This window comes from Olsenella phocaeensis (assembly GCF_900120385.1).
GTDB lineage: Bacteria > Actinomycetota > Coriobacteriia > Coriobacteriales > Atopobiaceae > Olsenella_I > Olsenella_I phocaeensis.
Map to the genome: position 1 here is coordinate 444,987 of NZ_LT635494.1, position 16,262 is coordinate 461,248.

Sequence of the window (16,262 nt, forward strand, 5' to 3'; positions counted from 1 at the left end):
CCGACCGGCGTGCGGAGAGCGGCGGGGAGTCGATCGCCCGTGCGGCGATGATCGAGCTCGGTTTTGCGGCCCCCGAGCTCCAGGCGGAGTTCGTCGACCCCCTGTCGGGCCAGGTGAGCAGGGTGGACTTTCTCTGGCGCCTTCCCGATGGGACCCTCGTGGCGGGCGAGCTCGACGGGCGCCAGAAGTACGTCGACCCGACGATGACGCGGGGGAGGGCGACGGTCGACCTGCTCGCCGACGAGCGCCTCAGGGAGTCCCGTCTCACCCGCGTGGCCCGGGTCGTGCGCTTCTCGTTCGCGGACGTCTGCGACCGAGGGCGCTTCGCACGGCTGCTCGACTCCTTTGGTGTGCCGCGGGCGTAACGTCGTCTGCGCGGCCGGGCGTCTGCGCGGCGGTCGGCTGCCTCCTCCACGCCGTTTCGCACACGTCAGGCATCCTCCACGCTCCAACGCACAACTGGACGTCGTACCAACTGGGCAAACGCGGCGGCGGATGTGCGCAACGACGTGCTCGATGAAATCGCTGTGCGCAACAGCGTGCTCGCTGAAATCGCTGTGCGCAACGACGTGCTCGATGAAATCACTGTGCGCAACGACGTGCGAAATCAACGACGTGCGGAATGATGCTGGTCGTGCGTTCGCGCGTGGCGGGCGAGAGTGGCGTGCGTTCTCGGCCGCCCGGCGAGGCTCACAAGCGCGCGGATGGGCGCGTGGCGGCTCCGTGGCGTCCGTCCGGCAGTGATAGAGTCTCTGGCGTCGCCGTGCCGTCGTCGCTCCCGTGCCGCAACCGGCAACGGCCCCGTCCAACAGGAGCGTCGCCAGGAAGGACGCCCATGGAACTCTCGTCCGAAGCATATGCGAGCTGCGAGCTCTGCCCCCGTCGCTGCCACGCCTCCCGCGCGGCAGGCAGGCCGGGCTTCTGCGGCGCTAGTTCCACCCTGCGCGTCGCCCGTTCGGCGCTCCACTTTTGGGAGGAGCCCCCCATATCAGGTGAGGCGGGCTCCGGCGCCATCTTCTTCACCGGCTGCCCCCTCCGCTGCGTCTTCTGCCAGAACCACCAGATATCCCAGGAGGGCTTCGGCCTCGAGGTCACGACGCCACGCCTCGCCCAGATGATGCTCGAGCTCCAGGCGCAGGGCGCGCTCAACGTCAACCTCGTGACCCCCCTGCACTTCGCGCCGCAGGTCAGGGAGGCGGTGGGTCTGGCCCGCGCGGCCGGCATGGCGCTGCCCGTCGTGTGCAACACCAGCGGCTACGAGCTCGCCTCCGTCGTCGAGGGCATGTTGGACGTCGTGGACGNCGCGAGCCCCGCCGCCGCCGTCGCAGCAAGAAGGACCAGGGGGACTTCCAGCAGCCCGGCCAGCGCGACCGCGGCCAGCAGGGATGGAACAGCAACTCCGGGCGCAACGGTCGCAACAACCAGAAGCGCCGCAACCGCCGTCAGGAGCAGTCGGTGGAGCCCAGCCTCTCGCGCGACGACGTGGCCGCGATGAAGGTCGCCGAGCTGCGCTCCAAGGCGGCGGAGCTCGGCGTCGAGTACGTGGGCGTCCGCAAGAAGGACCTCGCCGAGGCGGTCTACCTCGCCGCGGCGCGCCAGGAGGGCTTCCGCTCCGTCGAGGGCGTGCTCGAGATACAGAACGAGGGCTACGGCTTCATCCGCACGGGCAACTACATGTCCGGCGACGATGACGCCTTCGTCTACCAGCAGCTCATCCGCCAGTACGGCCTGCGTCCTGGCGACTACGTGACCGGCTCGGTGGCTCCCGCCCGCAACAACAACAGCAAGTTCCCGCCCCTCCACAGGGTCCAGAGCGTCAACGGGCGCCCTCCCGAGGAGATGCGCAACCGCCCCCGCTTCCGCGACCTCACGCCCATCTATCCCAACCAGCGCCTGGTCATGGAGCATGGCAGGGAGTCCATCACGGGGCGTGCCATCGACCTCGTGGCACCCATCGGCAAGGGCCAGCGCGGGCTCATCGTGTCCCCGCCCAAGGCCGGCAAGACCACGGTCCTCAAGCGCGTGTGCCAGTCCATCGCCGCCAACAACCCCGAGGTGCACCTCTTCTGCCTCCTGGTGGACGAACGCCCCGAGGAGGTCACCGACATGGAGCGCTCCATCAGGGGCACCGTCGTCGCGTCGACCTTCGACATGCCGGCAGACAACCACACTGCCGTGGCCGAGCTCGTGATCGAGCACGCCAAGCGCCTCGTCGAGCTGGGCGAGGACGTCGTGGTGGTCCTCGACTCCATCACCCGCCTGGCACGCGCCTACAACCTGGCGCAGCCTGCCAGCGGCCGCATCCTCTCGGGTGGCGTGGACTCCGCGGCCCTGTACCCGCCCAAGAAGTTCCTGGGCGCCGCCCGTAACATCGAGAACGGCGGCTCGCTGACCATCCTCGCCTCCGCCCTCGTGGACACCGGCTCCAAGATGGACGAGGTCATCTTCGAGGAGTTCAAGGGCACCGGCAACATGGAGCTCAAGCTCGACCGCGACCTGGCCGACAAGCGCATCTTCCCGGCCATCGACCCGGTCTCGTCCGGCACGCGCAACGAGGACCTGCTGATAGACGCGGAGCTCCAGCCCTTCGTGTGGGGCATCAGGCGCGTCCTCGCCAACATGAACAGCACCGAGCGCGCCGCCTCCGCCCTGGTCAAGGGCCTCAAGGCGACCAACGACAACGAGGAGTTCCTCATCCGTTCGGCAAAGAAGGCCCAGCAGGCAGACTACCTGTAGGGGTGGGTGGGGCGGCACCGCTCCGCAAAAATTGAAATCTTGCCGAGCGCCCTCGCAAAGGCGCAGGTCACAGAAAATGGCTCCGCAGAATTTCTTTTTTTGCGGAGCCGTTCTCGTGCCAGCGCGCGTGAGGTGATGAATCAGCGTGTGAAATCTCGTGCCAGCGCGCGAGACGACGTGCCTCCAGGCGAGAGGCGCTATCCCTCCCGCAGCAGCCACCCCTCGGCCCGCATGACGGCCCGGGCGGGAAGGAGCCTTGCCGTGAGGGCCGCCGCACGCATGTCCCAGGAGGGGATGACAACCTGTCGCCCCGCAATCGCGCCGGCGATCGCGCGCCTCACGACCCTATCCACGTCCTCGAAGCCGATCCGCGTCATGCCGCGCGCCACGCCGGCGTCCCCCGGCTCGTCCAAGAAGCCGGTGCGCATGAACTTGGGGCAGACGGCCGTCACGTGGATGCCCGTCCCCTCCAACTCGTGGTCGAGGGTGCGCGAGAGCTCCAGCACGAAGGACTTAGTGGCCGAGTAGACGCTGAGTCCGGCTTGGGGGATGACTCCCGCGATGGACGAGAGGTTGACGATGCGCGAGCCGGCGACCATGTGGGGCAGGGCGTGGTAGCTGCACTCCAGGGGCGCCAGGCAGTTGAGGAGCAGCATGTCGCGCGCCTCTCCGAGCGGGCGCGCCGCGAAGTCGCCGAACTTCCCGAAGCCCGCGCAGTTGACGAGCCACTGCAGCCTGAGGGCCTCCTCGCCGTCTAAGGCTGCGGCGAGCTCGTCCAGGTCCTCGCGGCGCGTGAGGTCCAGCGCGAGCACGCGGGTGGGCGTGGAGCAGCCGGCGGCGACCTCGTCCAAGACGTCCCTCCTGCGCGCGACGAGCCAGATCTGGTCGAGGGGCCCTCCCGCGCCCGCGTCGAGCTGGCGCACGAACTCGCGACCCACGCCAGAGCTCGCACCCGTCACCACTGCGACGTCATTCATCTCTCGCACCCCCAATATGCGGTCTGAGCTTGAACTACTCACGAATATAGGTATTATCTAGACAGTCTGGGAGCTTTGGGTCCTGGGCGTCCACATCACGACGGTACACGAAGATCAGACGAAGCAAGCCGTTGTTCGAGCCAGCAGCCCCTGGATGCTGGACCAAGCCTGCCTCTCCTGCTCCGCCACGCGTTCCCGTCCATGGGCGCCCGAGCCCGCATGGGAGGTGCATCCGCATGTGTCGAGAGGGACGTTGTCCGGCCATCGTGGCAGGTCTGATGGGAGTGGCGATGGGCTCCGCCCCCAGCCTCGCCCTCGCGGCCAGCGCGCAGNCGACGACGATCCGTTGCCCTCCGTGCCCAGCTGGATGGGCCGGGGTGCCTCCCGCAAGGCGGCGCCCCCCACGCCCTCGCGCGCCGCGCGGATCGCGCACAGCGTCGCCGAGGTCGACCAGGGAGCCTACCCCGAGCAGCGCAGCGCCCGCGAGCTCGACGACGACATCTGGGAGCAGGCGCTCAAGGCCATGGGCGAGAGGATCGACCAGATCGCGTCCGTGCCCGTGGCGGCCGTGGCACCCCTCCCGAGCTTCGGCGACGCCATCGGCGGCACCGAGACCATCGACGAGCCCGAGGGCCTCGAGAACCCCACGAGCTTCATTCCCTTCAGGGCCCCGGCGGGACATCCCGAGGTCGTAGACACCGAGACCTACGTCGACTACCTCCTCGACCAGGAGTTCTCGCAGAACTCCTCCGAGTCGGCGCGCGCGAGCTCGAGGAACTACCTCAAGGTCATCGAGGGTGGCAGCCAGGAGCTCAGGTCCACGGGCAAGCTCCGCGGCCGCTCCGCGCGCCCCCACGCCCAGGAGAGGGCATCGGCCCACGCGCCTCGCCACCTCGCCCCGGCGCTCGCCGCCAACGAGGCCTAGTCGGTGCCCGATTTCAGGGAGGCCCGTCGCCGCGAGCCCCGACTCGCGCCCCGCGTGGCCGCCGTCCTCCTCTGGACGGCCTTCGTCTGGGGCAACTCGCTCGTGGCGGGGCCCGCGTCCTCGGCCCAGAGCGGGCTCGTGGCAAGCCTCCTGGCGCCCTTCCTCCATACCCTCGGCATCACCGACGCCAACGCGGTGACCTTCATGGTGCGCAAGTGCGCCCACTTCGGCGAGTACGCGGTCCTGGCCCTTCTCGCCCGCCGCGCCCTCGACGCCCTCCCGAGTGCGAGGACGCGGCGCCTGCGGTTCGTCCCGGCGCTGTACCCGCTGGCGGTGGCCGTGGCGGACGAGACGATCCAGCGCTTCGTGCCCGGACGCGCGGGCCAGCCGCGCGACGTCCTCATCGACTTCTGCGGTGCCTGCTTCGCCTTGGCCTGCCTGGCCCTCTGGCGCCGCCGGCATCCGTCCCGAGCCTAGGCGCGCCTGGCGGCCCGTCCCGCCCCGGGCCCGCCCGGCGCGTTACGTGCGCGCGAAGCCCGTGTTACAGAAATAAAAACCTTGAACTTCCCCGAGGGTGATTGCGACCCGTCCGCCTACAGTAGCCTTGTCAGCCAACACGACCATCTTCAAGGGAGGAAGCATGGCAACGAACTTTTCCAGGCGCGACTTCGTCAAGCTCTCTGGCGCGACTGCTGCAGGACTGGGTGGTGCTTCCATCCTTGCGGCCTGTGGCTCCAAGAAGGGCGGTTCGGACGACTCCGTCATCAAGGTCGGCCTGATGGGGCCGTACTCCGGCGACGTGGCCCAGTACGGCCTCGCCGTGAGGCAGGGTGCCGAGCTCTACGTCAAGCAGGTCAACGCGGCCGGTGGCATCAACGGCAAGCAGGTCGAGCTCAACACCCAGGACGAGAAGGGCGACGCCACCGAGGCCGTCAACGTGTACAACAAGATGGTCGAGGACGGCGTCGTGGGCATCATCGGTGACGTCACCTCCACGCCCTCCATCGCGGTGGCGCAGGCTTCCGTCACCGACAACATGCCCTTGGTGTCTGCATCCGCCACGGCGGCCGACTTCATCAGCTATGGATCCAATGCCTTCCGCGCCTGCATCACCGACCCCTACCAGGGCAAGCTCATGGCGGACTTCGCCGCCGAACAGGGATACAAGACGGTCGGCACCATCTACAACTCCGGCGGCGACTACGAGGTCGGCGTGAACAACGCCTTCGTCGAGGAGGCCCAGGCCAAGGGCCTCACCGTCACGACCCAGCAGGCCTACGCCGCGGGCGACGTCGACTTCAACGCCCAGCTGACCTCCATCATCGCCACCAGCCCCGACGCCATCCTGGCCCCCAACTACTACCAGGACGACGGCAAGATCGTCACCCAGGCCCGCGCCCTCGGCTACAAGGGCGTCTTCCTGGGGGCCGACGGCTGGTCCAACATCGTGGGCGGCAGCGAGGAGTACGCCTCCGCGGCTGACCTCGAGGGCTGCTTCTACGACTGCTCCTTCGTCAGCGAGAACCAGGACGAGAAGGTCCAGCAGTTCATCAAGGCCTACCAGGACGAGTACAAGAGCGCGCCCACCAACTTCTGCGCCCTGGGCTACGACGCCGCCATGGTCCTGCTCAACGGCATCAAGACGGTGGAGGAGGCCGGCAGCGCGAAGGCCGGCAGCGACGAGTACAGCCAGGCCGTCATCGACGCCATCGCCAAGGGCCAGGCCGAGGGCGTGACTGGCACCATCAAGTACAACGGCAGCGGCGACCCGGTCAAGCCGACCCTGGTCATCACCTTCAAGGGCGGCAAGCAGGAGGTCTTCGACACCATCGAGGCTGAGTAGGCACCATCCAAAGAATCGCACGGGGCGCTGGGGGCCTGTCTCCCGGCGCCCCTGCCGTGAGGTCGACGGCCCCTCTCCCCTAGACTGGGGGCCACAACCAGGCGCCCGCCCCGCATGGCCGTGGCGCCCAGGAGCAAGAGAGAGGAAGTGTTTGCCGTGACGTTCTTGACGCAGGTGCTCAACGGCTTGCAGCTGGGCAGCATCTATGCACTCGTCGCCCTGGGCTACACGATGGTGTATGGCATCATCCTGCTGCTCAACTTCGCCCATGGCGACATCATCATGGTGGGTGCGTACATATCCTGGATCGTGATGTCCCAGCTCGGGCTCAGCCCCGTCCTGGCCGTGCTGCTCTCGGTCGTGGGCTGCACGCTCCTGGGCGTGCTCATCGACAAGGTGGCCTACGCGCCCCTGCGCAACGCCCCGCGCCTCTCCATCCTGATCACCGCCATCGGCGTCTCGTACTTCCTCGAGAACGGCGCCCAGCTGGTGTTCGGGGCCGACGCCAAGGTGGTGCCCTCCTTCATCGACTCCAGCACGATCGAGGTCGCCAGCCTGCAGCTCTCGCCCACGGCGCTCCTCACCATCGCGGTGACCGCGGTCTCGACCGCCATCCTCACCTTCCTGGTCCAGCGCACCAAGCTCGGCAAGGCCATGCGTGCCGTGTCCGAGGACATGGGCGCCGCCCGCCTCATGGGCATCAACGTGAACACCACCATCTCGTTCACCTTCGCCATGGGCTCCGCCCTCGCCGGCATAGGCGCGGTCCTCTACTCCATGGCGTACTCGCAGGCCACGCCCACCATGGGGGTCATGCTGGGCACCAAGGCCTTCGTCGCCGCGGTGCTCGGTGGCATCGGGTCGATCCCCGGCGCCGTCATCGGAGGCCTGCTCGTCGGCTTCGCCGAGGTCTTCGTCTCGGCCATCGGCCTGTCCGTCTGGAAGGACGCGGTGGTGTTCCTGCTCCTGATCATCGTGCTGATCGTGAAGCCCACGGGCATCCTCGGTCACACCATGAGCGAGAAAGTGTAGGGGGGTCGACCCATGGTCAAGGAAGTTCCCGATTCCAAGCCGGTCATCACCGTGGTCGGAGGGGCGGGGGAGAAGAAGCCCCTCTCCATGCCCGTGCGCTACGCCATAAACGCCCTCCTCGTGCTCGCGTTCCTCGTCGTGGGCGAGCTGCTCATCGACGGCGGTGCCATCAGCCGCTACCAGACCTCGGTGCTGGAGCAGATCGGCATCTACGTCATCATGGCCGTCTCGCTCAACATCGCCACGGGCTACCTGGGCCAGCTGCCGCTGGGCCACGCCGGCTTCATGTCGGTGGGAGGCTANCTCCATCATCAAGGAGCTCAACAAGCTGGGCACCACCATCCTCCTGGTGGAGCAGAACGCCTCGATGGCGCTCTCCATCGCCGACCGCGGCTACGTGCTCGAGACGGGCACGATCAGCAAGACCGGCACGGGCGCCGCGCTCTTGCACGACGACGACGTGAAGAGGGCCTATCTGGGGGGTTAGTCGCTCTCGTTTGCACGCGGGTGGATTGCGCGTGGATGTTACGGCGGGGTTCGGGCCGGGTCGCAGCGATGCGGCCCGGCTCGCTTGCGTTGCATGCGCACGTGTACGGGTGCGGTGGGGGCGCGACTACGTCCGACGCGTGCGTCGGGGCCGCGACAACGTCGAATGCGTGCGCGCAACCGCCGATTGCGTCCGACGCGTGTGTGTGGCCATCGACGACGTCCAGTGCGCGTGAAATATCGCCGAAAACGTCCAATGCGTTTCTCTCGTCTCCGCCAACTGGGCAAACATCGAGTCGTCAGACGCGTTGAGCGTTGTCGTCTCATATTCGCGCGCGTCGGGCGTTGTGGTCGCGAGTTCAAGCGCGTCGGGCGTTGTGGTCGCGAGTTCAAGCGCGTTGGGCGTTGTCGCGAAGCGCTCGTACGCATCGGACGCTTTCGTGCCGGTGCGGGACGTGTCGGACGCTGTGGTTGCGAGCCTGTGCGCGCGTTGCACGCGTCGGACGCAGCAGGGACGCGCGCCATTCGCCACGGATTCGCACGGCCGCACCACGGGTGAAGCACCAGGGCAAGGCGAGAGCGACGGGCGGCCTCCGCTGGCAGCCTAGGCCAGCTCCCACTCCACGCCGTAGCTCCGAGCGGGGAGCACGCGGACCCAGAGCCCATTGACGCGGTTCTCCACCATGCCCTCGACGGCGGCGAGCACGCGTCCCGCCGGCTCGTCCCCGTCGCAGATGGCGAGCATCGTCGAGCCCGAGCCGCTGATGGTGAAGGCCGCCGCCCCCGCGGCGAGCGCCGTGCGCCTCAGAGGCTCGTAGTCGGGGATGAGCGCGCTTCGGTAGGGCTCGTGCAGGCGGTCCTGGCAGGCGCTTGAGAGCAGGTCCGCGTCTCCCGTGGCAAGGGCGTGCACGGCGGCGACGCAGTGGCCGATCTGCCACACGGCGACCTCGGTGGGGACGCTCTGGGGCATGACGCGACGGGCGTCGGCGGTGCGCACCTCGTAGGGCGGCGCGATGGCCACGAAGCGCAGGCCCTCGGCCACGTCGAAGCGCAGCGACCTCGTGCTCCGTCCGTCCACGAACGAGCTCACGAGCCCACCCAAGAGCGCGGGGGCCACGTTGTCCGGGTGGCCCTCCAGCTCGCAGGCCACGTCCAGGGCTGCCTGCGGGTCCAGCACGCCCGTGTGGAGCAGCTGTGCGGCCACGACCCCCGCCACCACGCAGGTCGAGCTCGAGCCCAGCCCGCCCGAGAGCGGGATGGGGGAGTCGATGTGCAGGTGCAGGGGGAGCGGACGCTGGTAGAGCCTGCGGCAGGCCTCGAGGTAGCTGGTCCAGGCGAGGTTGTCCTCGCCACNGCCGACGAGCGCCTCAGGGAGTCCCGTCTCACCCGCGTGGCCCGGGTCGTGCGCTTCTCGTTCGCGGACGTCTGCGACCGAGGGCGCTTCGCACGGCTGCTCGACTCCTTTGGTGTGCCGCGGGCGTAACGTCGTCTGCGCGGCCGGGCGTCTGCGCGGCGGTCGGCTGCCTCCTCCACGCCGTTTCGCACACGTCAGGCATCCTCCACGCTCCAACGCACAACTGGACGTCGTACCAACTGGGCAAACGCGGCGGCGGATGTGCGCAACGACGTGCTCGATGAAATCGCTGTGCGCAACAGCGTGCTCGCTGAAATCGCTGTGCGCAACGACGTGCTCGATGAAATCACNCAGCTCGTCCGCCGGCGCGAAGCAGAACTCGGCCATGAGGTCCAGCGCCAGACCCAGGCAGTCGTAGCCCACGCCCACGTTGGCCGAGGTGGCCGGCACGCGGACGCGCACGCCACGGGGGAGGGCGGCGCTCACGCGAAGACCCTCTGGCAGGCGGTTTCCACGAAGTCGGCCATCTGGCCCTGGTCGCAGACGTCCTCGTGCAGCACCGGGGCATCCCTCAGGGCCGAGAGCTGCGCCGGCGCCACAGTCCCCGTGAGCTCCTGCAGCCGGTCCATGCAGGCGAAGGCGTCAAGCCCTTCCACATCGTGTCCCAGCGCCCCCAGCACCTNCGCGACTTCGTCACGGGTAGCCCCGCCGCCACGGCCCTCTTCGCCTGCGGCCTGCTCTTCGGCGGCATCGTGGCCGCCGTCTGCGGCGTGATCATCGGCATCCCCGCCCTGCGCCTGAAGGGCGACTACCTCGCCATCATCACCCTCGGCTTCGCCGAGATCATCCGCGTGGTCATGCTCAACATCGACGGCGTCCTGGGCTTCGACCTCACGGGCGGCGCCAAGGGCCTCACGGGCATCCCCAGCTACACGAGCTTCCTCAACACCTTCGTGGTGGTCGCCGTCTCGCTCTTCCTCATCCACACGATGATGAAGTCGCGCCACGGCCGCGCCATCCTCGCCATCCGCGACAACGAGATTGCGGCCGAGGCCTCCGGCGTCCACACCACCTACTACAAGACCCTCGCCTTCGTGGTCTCGGCCTTCTTCGCCGGCATCGCGGGCGGGCTCTACGCTGGCTGCATCGGCGTCATGGCACCCGCGAAGTTCGGCTTCATGAAGTCCATCGAGGTGCTGGTCATGGTCGTCCTCGGCGGCATGGGCTCCATGCTGGGCTCCGTCATCTCGGCGACCGTGCTCACCATCCTGCCCGAAGCCCTGCGCGCCTTCGCCGACTACCGCATGGTGGTCTATGCCGTGGTGCTCATCATCACCATGATCTTCCGTCCCCAGGGCCTCCTGGGAACCTACGACTTCTCGCTGACCTCCTGGATCGACCGCATCCGCGGCGTCAGGCCCAAGGCAGGCTCTGCGAAGGAAGGGGAGGTGCGAGCCGATGCCTAGCACGAACTCCAAGCGCAGGCACTCCGTCCTCGTCCAGATGGAGACGCCCAACCTCATCCCCGAGCGCGACATGGGCAAGATCCCCGTGCTCCAGGCCGAGCACCTGGGCATCGACTTCGGCGGCCTCACCGCCGTGGACGACTTCAACATCGCCATGGGCCGGACCGAGATCTCGGGCATCATCGGCCCCAACGGCGCCGGCAAGACGACCATCTTCAACCTGCTCACCAACGTGTACCAGCCCACCCGCGGCACCGTCCTCATCGACGGCTACGACACGGCGGGCAAGTCCATGGTGCAGGTCAACAAGATGGGCATCGCCCGCACCTTCCAGAACATCCGCCTCTTCAACCAGATGACCGTCGAGGAGAACGTCCTGGTGGGCCTGGGCAACTCCATGTCCACGCACCTGATGGACGACATCTTCCGCCTGCCCAAGCACTGGCGGCAGGAGGCGGAGTTCCACGACCAGGCCATGGAGCTGCTGCGCATCTTCGACATGGAGGGCTTCGCCAAGACCCAGGCGGGCAACCTCCCCTATGGGGCCCAGCGTCTCCTCGAGATCCTGCGCGCCCTGGGCACGCATCCCAAGGTGCTGCTCCTGGACGAGCCCGCGGCCGGCATGAACCCCAACGAGACCGAAGAGCTCATGGAGAACATCCAGCGCATCCGCGACGAGTTCCAGATCGCCATCCTGCTCATCGAGCATGACATGAACCTGGTCATGGGCGTCTGCGAGGTCGTGGGCGTGCTGGACTACGGCAAGATCATCGCGAAGGGCACGCCCGACGAGATCCAGAACGACCCAAGGGTCATCGAGGCGTACCTGGGCAAGCAGGGGGTGAGGTAGGTGTCCAAGATCCTTTCCGTGCGCGACCTGCACGTCTCCTACGGCGCCATCAAGGCGGTGAGGGGCATCTCGTTCGACATCGAGGAGGGCGAGATCGTCACCCTCATCGGCGCCAACGGGGCGGGCAAGTCCTCCACGCTCAACTGCATCGCGGGGCTCTTCAGGCCCGTGGGCGGCGAGGTGGAGTTCAAGGGACAGAGCATCGTGGGCGTGAAGCCCCACAAGATCGTGGAGAGGGGCCTGGCGCTCTGCCCCGAGGGTCGTCGCGTCTTCACGCGCATGAGCGTGGCCGAGAACCTCGACATGGGCGGCTACACCAGGAGCGACGACGAGAACGCCAAGACCCTCGAGGTCGTCTATGAGCACTTCCCGCGCCTGAGGGAGCGCGTGGGGCAGTCTGCGGGCACCATGTCCGGCGGCGAGCAGCAGATGCTCGCCATGGGTCGCGCCCTCATGAGCAGGCCCGACCTCCTCATGCTGGACGAGCCCTCCATGGGCCTCGCCCCCATCCTGGTGGACGAGATCTTCTCCATCATCAAGGAGCTCAACAAGCTGGGCACCACCATCCTCCTGGTGGAGCAGAACGCCTCGATGGCGCTCTCCATCGCCGACCGCGGCTACGTGCTCGAGACGGGCACGATCAGCAAGACCGGCACGGGCGCCGCGCTCTTGCACGACGACGACGTGAAGAGGGCCTATCTGGGGGGTTAGTCGCTCTCGTTTGCACGCGGGTGGATTGCGCGTGGATGTTACGGCGGGGTTCGGGCCGGGTCGCAGCGATGCGGCCCGGCTCGCTTGCGTTGCATGCGCACGTGTACGGGTGCGGTGGGGGCGCGACTACGTCCGACGCGTGCGTCGGGGCCGCGACAACGTCGAATGCGTGCGCGCAACCGCCGATTGCGTCCGACGCGTGTGTGTGGCCATCGACGACGTCCAGTGCGCGTGAAATATCGCCGAAAACGTCCAATGCGTTTCTCTCGTCTCCGCCAACTGGGCAAACATCGAGTCGTCAGACGCGTTGAGCGTTGTCGTCTCATATTCGCGCGCGTCGGGCGTTGTGGTCGCGAGTTCAAGCGCGTCGGGCGTTGTGGTCGCGAGTTCAAGCGCGTTGGGCGTTGTCGCGAAGCGCTCGTACGCATCGGACGCTTTCGTGCCGGTGCGGGACGTGTCGGACGCTGTGGTTGCGAGCCTGTGCGCGCGTTGCACGCGTCGGACGCAGCAGGGACGCGCGCCATTCGCCACGGATTCGCACGGCCGCACCACGGGTGAAGCACCAGGGCAAGGCGAGAGCGACGGGCGGCCTCCGCTGGCAGCCTAGGCCAGCTCCCACTCCACGCCGTAGCTCCGAGCGGGGAGCACGCGGACCCAGAGCCCATTGACGCGGTTCTCCACCATGCCCTCGACGGCGGCGAGCACGCGTCCCGCCGGCTCGTCCCCGTCGCAGATGGCGAGCATCGTCGAGCCCGAGCCGCTGATGGTGAAGGCCGCCGCCCCCGCGGCGAGCGCCGTGCGCCTCAGAGGCTCGTAGTCGGGGATGAGCGCGCTTCGGTAGGGCTCGTGCAGGCGGTCCTGGCAGGCGCTTGAGAGCAGGTCCGCGTCTCCCGTGGCAAGGGCGTGCACGGCGGCGACGCAGTGGCCGATCTGCCACACGGCGACCTCGGTGGGGACGCTCTGGGGCATGACGCGACGGGCGTCGGCGGTGCGCACCTCGTAGGGCGGCGCGATGGCCACGAAGCGCAGGCCCTCGGCCACGTCGAAGCGCAGCGACCTCGTGCTCCGTCCGTCCACGAACGAGCTCACGAGCCCACCCAAGAGCGCGGGGGCCACGTTGTCCGGGTGGCCCTCCAGCTCGCAGGCCACGTCCAGGGCTGCCTGCGGGTCCAGCACGCCCGTGTGGAGCAGCTGTGCGGCCACGACCCCCGCCACCACGCAGGTCGAGCTCGAGCCCAGCCCGCCCGAGAGCGGGATGGGGGAGTCGATGTGCAGGTGCAGGGGGAGCGGACGCTGGTAGAGCCTGCGGCAGGCCTCGAGGTAGCTGGTCCAGGCGAGGTTGTCCTCGCCACGGAAGCGCTCGGGGCAGCCGTCTATGGCCAGCTCGTCCGCCGGCTCGAAGCAGAACTCGGCCATGAGGTCCAGCGCCAGACCCAGGCAGTCGTAGCCCACGCCCACGTTGGCCGAGGTGGCCGGCACGCGGACGCGCACGCCACGGGGGAGGGCGGCGCTCACGCGAAGACCCTCTGGCAGGCGGTTTCCACGAAGTCGGCCATCTGGCCCTGGTCGCAGACGTCCTCGTGCAGCACCGGGGCATCCCTCAGGGCCGAGAGCTGCGCCGGCGCCACAGTCCCCGTGAGCTCCTGCAGCCGGTCCATGCAGGCGAAGGCGTCAAGCCCTTCCACATCGTGTCCCAGCGCCCCCAGCACCTCGGCCGAGAACTTGTAGGGATTCGCGGTGGAGAGGCACACGCGCACGTTGCCGCCCCTCTCGCCTTGGCCCATGACGTGGCGGGCGACGGCGGTGTGGGGGTCGATGAGCACGCCGTCCGCCTCCCAGGCCGCGCGGATGGCGGCGCGGGTCTGGTCGTCGGTCGCCCAGCCGCAGTCGAAGTCGGAGCGCAGGCGCGCGAGCTCGTCGGGCGTGACCTCGTAGCGTCCCTCGCTGCGGAGCTGTGACATGAGGTCGGCGACGCGCTCGGCGTCACCCCCCGTCAGGTAGTAGAGCATGCGCTCGAGGTTGGACGAGACCAGGATGTCCATGGAGGGCGAGATGGTCTTGGCGAAGTCGCGCCGGCGGTCGTAGACGCCGGTGCGGAGGAAGTCGAAGAGGACCCTGTTGCTGTTGGAGGCGACGGTGAGCCTGCCCACGGGAAGCCCCAGGCGCTTGGCGTAGTATCCCGCCAGGACGTCTCCGAAGTTGCCGGTGGGAACGACGAAGTCGAGCTCGTCCCCCTTGCGGATGGCGCCCTTCGCAAGGAGCTGCGCGTAGGCGCTGAAGTAGTAGGCGACCTGCGGGGCGAGCCGTCCCACGTTGATGGAGTTGGCGCTGGAGAGGACCACGCCCTCCCGCTCGAGGCGCCCCCTCAGGCCCTCGTCCGCGAAGATGCGCTTGACCTGGGTCTGGGCGTCGTCGAAGGTGCCCCTGATGCCGCAGACGGCCACGTTGGCCCCGCGCTGCGTCACCATCTGCAGGCGCTGGGCGTCGGACACCTTGCCCTCGGGGTAGAAGACCGTGACCCCCGTGCCTTCGACGCCGGCGAAGCCCGCCAGCGCCGCCTTGCCCGTGTCGCCCGAGGTGGCGGTCACGATCATGACCCTGCGCCCGTCTTCCTCGCGCGAGCGGGACATGAGGCGGGGGAGCATCTGCAGGGCGAGGTCCTTGAAGGCGCAGGTGGGCCCGTGCCAGAGCTCGAGGAGCCAGTCGTCGCCCAGCGACGTGACGGGGGTCACGAGCGGCGTGTCGAAGTTCTGGGCGTAGGCGCCGCACACGCAATCGTCGAGCTCGTCCGGCGAGAAGTCGGGCAGCAGCGTGGCCAGGACGCGGCGCGCGATGTCGTGGTAGCCGGTGGCCTCGAGGCCCTCGACGCCGAGTTCGGAGGCGCCCAGCTGGTCCGAGACGTAGAGCCCTCCGTCGGGTGCGATGCCTGCGAGTATTGCTTGCCTGCTTGTTACGGAATCGCCGCCGCCGCGCGTGCTGTGATAGAACATGCTCACTGTGGCGCTCCTAGCCTCGGGTTTCGCAGAACGTTCGTAAGTATCATAGTCGCAGGGTGCGGGACCTCCCGTCACCGTCACACAGTAGAAAGATTGGAAGCTCATGAAGGTCGCGCTGCTGGGACACGGCGTCGTGGGACGCGGGGTAGACCAGATTCTCTCCTCCAGGGACCTCGGCGTGGAGGTGACGCGGATCCTGGAGCTGCCGGGCCGCCTGGACGACGGTCGCATGACCTCGGACTATGAGGACATCTTGGGCGACGGGCAGATCGAGCTCGTCGTGGAGTGCATGGGAGGGCTCGAGCCGGCGCACGGCTACATCCTCTCGGCCCTCGCTGCCGGCAAGAGCGTCGTCACCTCCAACAAGGCCGTGGTCGCGGCATACTTGGACGAGTTCGCGAGCCAGGCGCGCTTCTCGCGCGCGAGCCTCCTCATCGAGGCCACCTGCGGCGGGGGAGTGCCCTGGATCGCCAGCATCGAGAAGGCCCGGCGCATCGACCGAATCAGCTCCATAGGCGGCATCATGAACGGGACCACCAACTTCATCGTGGACGCGATGGAGCGCGAGGGCGCGGAGTTCGCGGACGTTCTCGCCCGCGCCCAGGAGCTGGGGTACGCGGAGAGGGACCCCTCGGCCGACATCGACGGCATCGACGTGCGCAACAAGACCGCCATCGCCGCGAGCGTCGCCTTCGGCTGCGCCTGCAGGACGGACATCCCCACCTCCGGCATCCGCAACCTCACGAAGGCGGACCTCGACCTCCTGGCGTCGCGCGGGCTCTCGCTCAGGCTGCTGGGGCGCGCAGTGCAGGAGGGTGGTCGCTTCGCCGCGAGCGTCGAGCCCGTGGTGCTGGGCCATCGCGCCCTCGAGGCCAACGTGCCCGGC

Annotated in this window: 14 protein-coding genes and 4 pseudogenes; 13 read left to right on the plus strand and 5 right to left on the minus strand. The window is 68.3% G+C overall.

Features of this window, described 5'->3' with window-relative positions; translation table 11 throughout:
- The 4 genes and pseudogenes from BQ7388_RS02040 to rho all read left to right on the plus strand — a co-directional run.
- A pseudogene (locus BQ7388_RS02040) lies at window positions 1-365 on the plus strand (hypothetical protein); the annotation flags it as partial.
- 132 nt (window positions 366-497) lie between these two features.
- Window positions 498-626: a hypothetical protein gene (locus tag BQ7388_RS13185; protein WP_255353929.1), complete on the plus strand. Its 129-nt coding sequence runs from the start codon at window positions 498-500 to the stop codon at window positions 624-626.
- Between the two features lie 209 nt (window positions 627-835).
- Window positions 836-1,300, plus strand: a pseudogene (locus tag BQ7388_RS12575) (4Fe-4S cluster-binding domain-containing protein); the annotation flags it as partial.
- Window positions 1,301-1,422: 122 nt separating this feature from the next.
- A pseudogene (gene rho / locus BQ7388_RS02050) lies at window positions 1,423-2,736 on the plus strand (transcription termination factor Rho); the annotation flags it as partial.
- A gap of 197 nt (window positions 2,737-2,933) precedes the next feature.
- On the opposite strand, the gene BQ7388_RS02055 reads toward rho, so the two are convergent.
- Window positions 2,934-3,713 (minus strand): SDR family NAD(P)-dependent oxidoreductase, encoded by a 780-nt coding sequence (locus BQ7388_RS02055; RefSeq protein WP_072499667.1) that lies wholly within the window; start codon window positions 3,711-3,713, stop codon window positions 2,934-2,936.
- Window positions 3,714-4,080: 367 nt separating this feature from the next.
- Between BQ7388_RS02055 and BQ7388_RS02060 the strand changes: the two genes are divergently transcribed.
- From BQ7388_RS02060 to BQ7388_RS02080, 5 genes and pseudogenes are all read left to right on the plus strand, one after another.
- Complete coding sequence (locus tag BQ7388_RS02060; protein WP_129583133.1) at window positions 4,081-4,638, plus strand: hypothetical protein; 558 nt, start codon at window positions 4,081-4,083, stop codon at window positions 4,636-4,638.
- Between the two features lie 3 nt (window positions 4,639-4,641).
- Window positions 4,642-5,115 (plus strand): VanZ family protein, encoded by a 474-nt coding sequence (locus BQ7388_RS02065; RefSeq protein WP_072499669.1) that lies wholly within the window; start codon window positions 4,642-4,644, stop codon window positions 5,113-5,115.
- A gap of 163 nt (window positions 5,116-5,278) precedes the next feature.
- Entirely contained in the window at window positions 5,279-6,481 is a 1,203-nt protein-coding gene (locus tag BQ7388_RS02070) for an ABC transporter substrate-binding protein (RefSeq protein WP_062530033.1), read from the plus strand.
- Between the two features lie 156 nt (window positions 6,482-6,637).
- The gene (locus BQ7388_RS02075; RefSeq protein WP_040657141.1) at window positions 6,638-7,513 is read left to right on the plus strand and encodes a branched-chain amino acid ABC transporter permease; all 876 of its coding nucleotides are present in this window, start codon (window positions 6,638-6,640) and stop codon (window positions 7,511-7,513) included.
- A 295-nt stretch (window positions 7,514-7,808) separates the two neighbouring features.
- Window positions 7,809-8,000, plus strand: a pseudogene (locus BQ7388_RS02080) (ABC transporter ATP-binding protein); the annotation flags it as partial.
- 603 nt (window positions 8,001-8,603) lie between these two features.
- Here the strand turns inward: BQ7388_RS02080 and thrB (BQ7388_RS12835) are convergent.
- Both thrB (BQ7388_RS12835) and BQ7388_RS11780 read right to left on the minus strand, forming a co-directional pair.
- Window positions 8,604-9,740: a homoserine kinase gene (thrB, locus tag BQ7388_RS12835; protein WP_456319919.1), complete on the minus strand. Its 1,137-nt coding sequence runs from the start codon at window positions 9,738-9,740 to the stop codon at window positions 8,604-8,606.
- 95 nt (window positions 9,741-9,835) lie between these two features.
- Complete coding sequence (locus BQ7388_RS11780; RefSeq protein WP_200781416.1) at window positions 9,836-10,009, minus strand: hypothetical protein; 174 nt, start codon at window positions 10,007-10,009, stop codon at window positions 9,836-9,838.
- Window positions 10,010-10,123: 114 nt separating this feature from the next.
- Between BQ7388_RS11780 and BQ7388_RS02090 the strand changes: the two genes are divergently transcribed.
- The 3 genes from BQ7388_RS02090 to BQ7388_RS02100 are packed head-to-tail and all read left to right on the plus strand — an operon-like array spanning window position 10,124 to window position 12,380.
- Complete coding sequence (locus tag BQ7388_RS02090; protein WP_456319920.1) at window positions 10,124-10,819, plus strand: branched-chain amino acid ABC transporter permease; 696 nt, start codon at window positions 10,124-10,126, stop codon at window positions 10,817-10,819.
- Window positions 10,812-11,669 (plus strand): ABC transporter ATP-binding protein, encoded by an 858-nt coding sequence (locus BQ7388_RS02095; RefSeq protein ID WP_072499670.1) that lies wholly within the window; start codon window positions 10,812-10,814, stop codon window positions 11,667-11,669. Before BQ7388_RS02090 ends, BQ7388_RS02095 begins: the two co-directional genes overlap by 8 nt.
- Window positions 11,670-12,380: an ABC transporter ATP-binding protein gene (locus tag BQ7388_RS02100; protein ID WP_009279489.1), complete on the plus strand. Its 711-nt coding sequence runs from the start codon at window positions 11,670-11,672 to the stop codon at window positions 12,378-12,380.
- A gap of 603 nt (window positions 12,381-12,983) precedes the next feature.
- Here the strand turns inward: BQ7388_RS02100 and thrB (BQ7388_RS02105) are convergent.
- Window positions 12,984-13,895, minus strand: a complete 912-nt coding sequence (gene thrB, locus BQ7388_RS02105) for a homoserine kinase (protein WP_072499671.1) — start codon at window positions 13,893-13,895, stop codon at window positions 12,984-12,986.
- A complete protein-coding gene (gene thrC, locus BQ7388_RS02110; protein ID WP_072499672.1) occupies window positions 13,892-15,376 on the minus strand; it encodes a threonine synthase in 1,485 nt (494 codons plus the stop codon). The genes thrB (BQ7388_RS02105) and thrC overlap by 4 nt, the downstream gene beginning before the upstream one ends.
- A 103-nt stretch (window positions 15,377-15,479) precedes the next feature.
- Here thrC and BQ7388_RS02115 point away from each other — a divergent pair.
- A partial coding sequence (locus BQ7388_RS02115) for a homoserine dehydrogenase (protein WP_072499673.1) occupies window positions 15,480-16,262 on the plus strand: 783 nt, incomplete at its 3' end.

What these genes read in the sequence shown, in the direction of transcription:
- BQ7388_RS02055 (WP_072499667.1), bottom strand. Translation starts at nt 3,713, where the DNA reads ATGAATGACGTCGCAGTGGTGACGGGTGCGAGCTCTGGCGTGGGTCGC.
- BQ7388_RS02060 (WP_129583133.1), top strand. Translation starts at nt 4,081, where the DNA reads ATGGGCCGGGGTGCCTCCCGCAAGGCGGCGCCCCCCACGCCCTCGCGC.
- BQ7388_RS02070 (WP_062530033.1), top strand. Translation starts at nt 5,279, where the DNA reads ATGGCAACGAACTTTTCCAGGCGCGACTTCGTCAAGCTCTCTGGCGCG.
- BQ7388_RS02095 (WP_072499670.1), top strand. Translation starts at nt 10,812, where the DNA reads ATGCCTAGCACGAACTCCAAGCGCAGGCACTCCGTCCTCGTCCAGATG.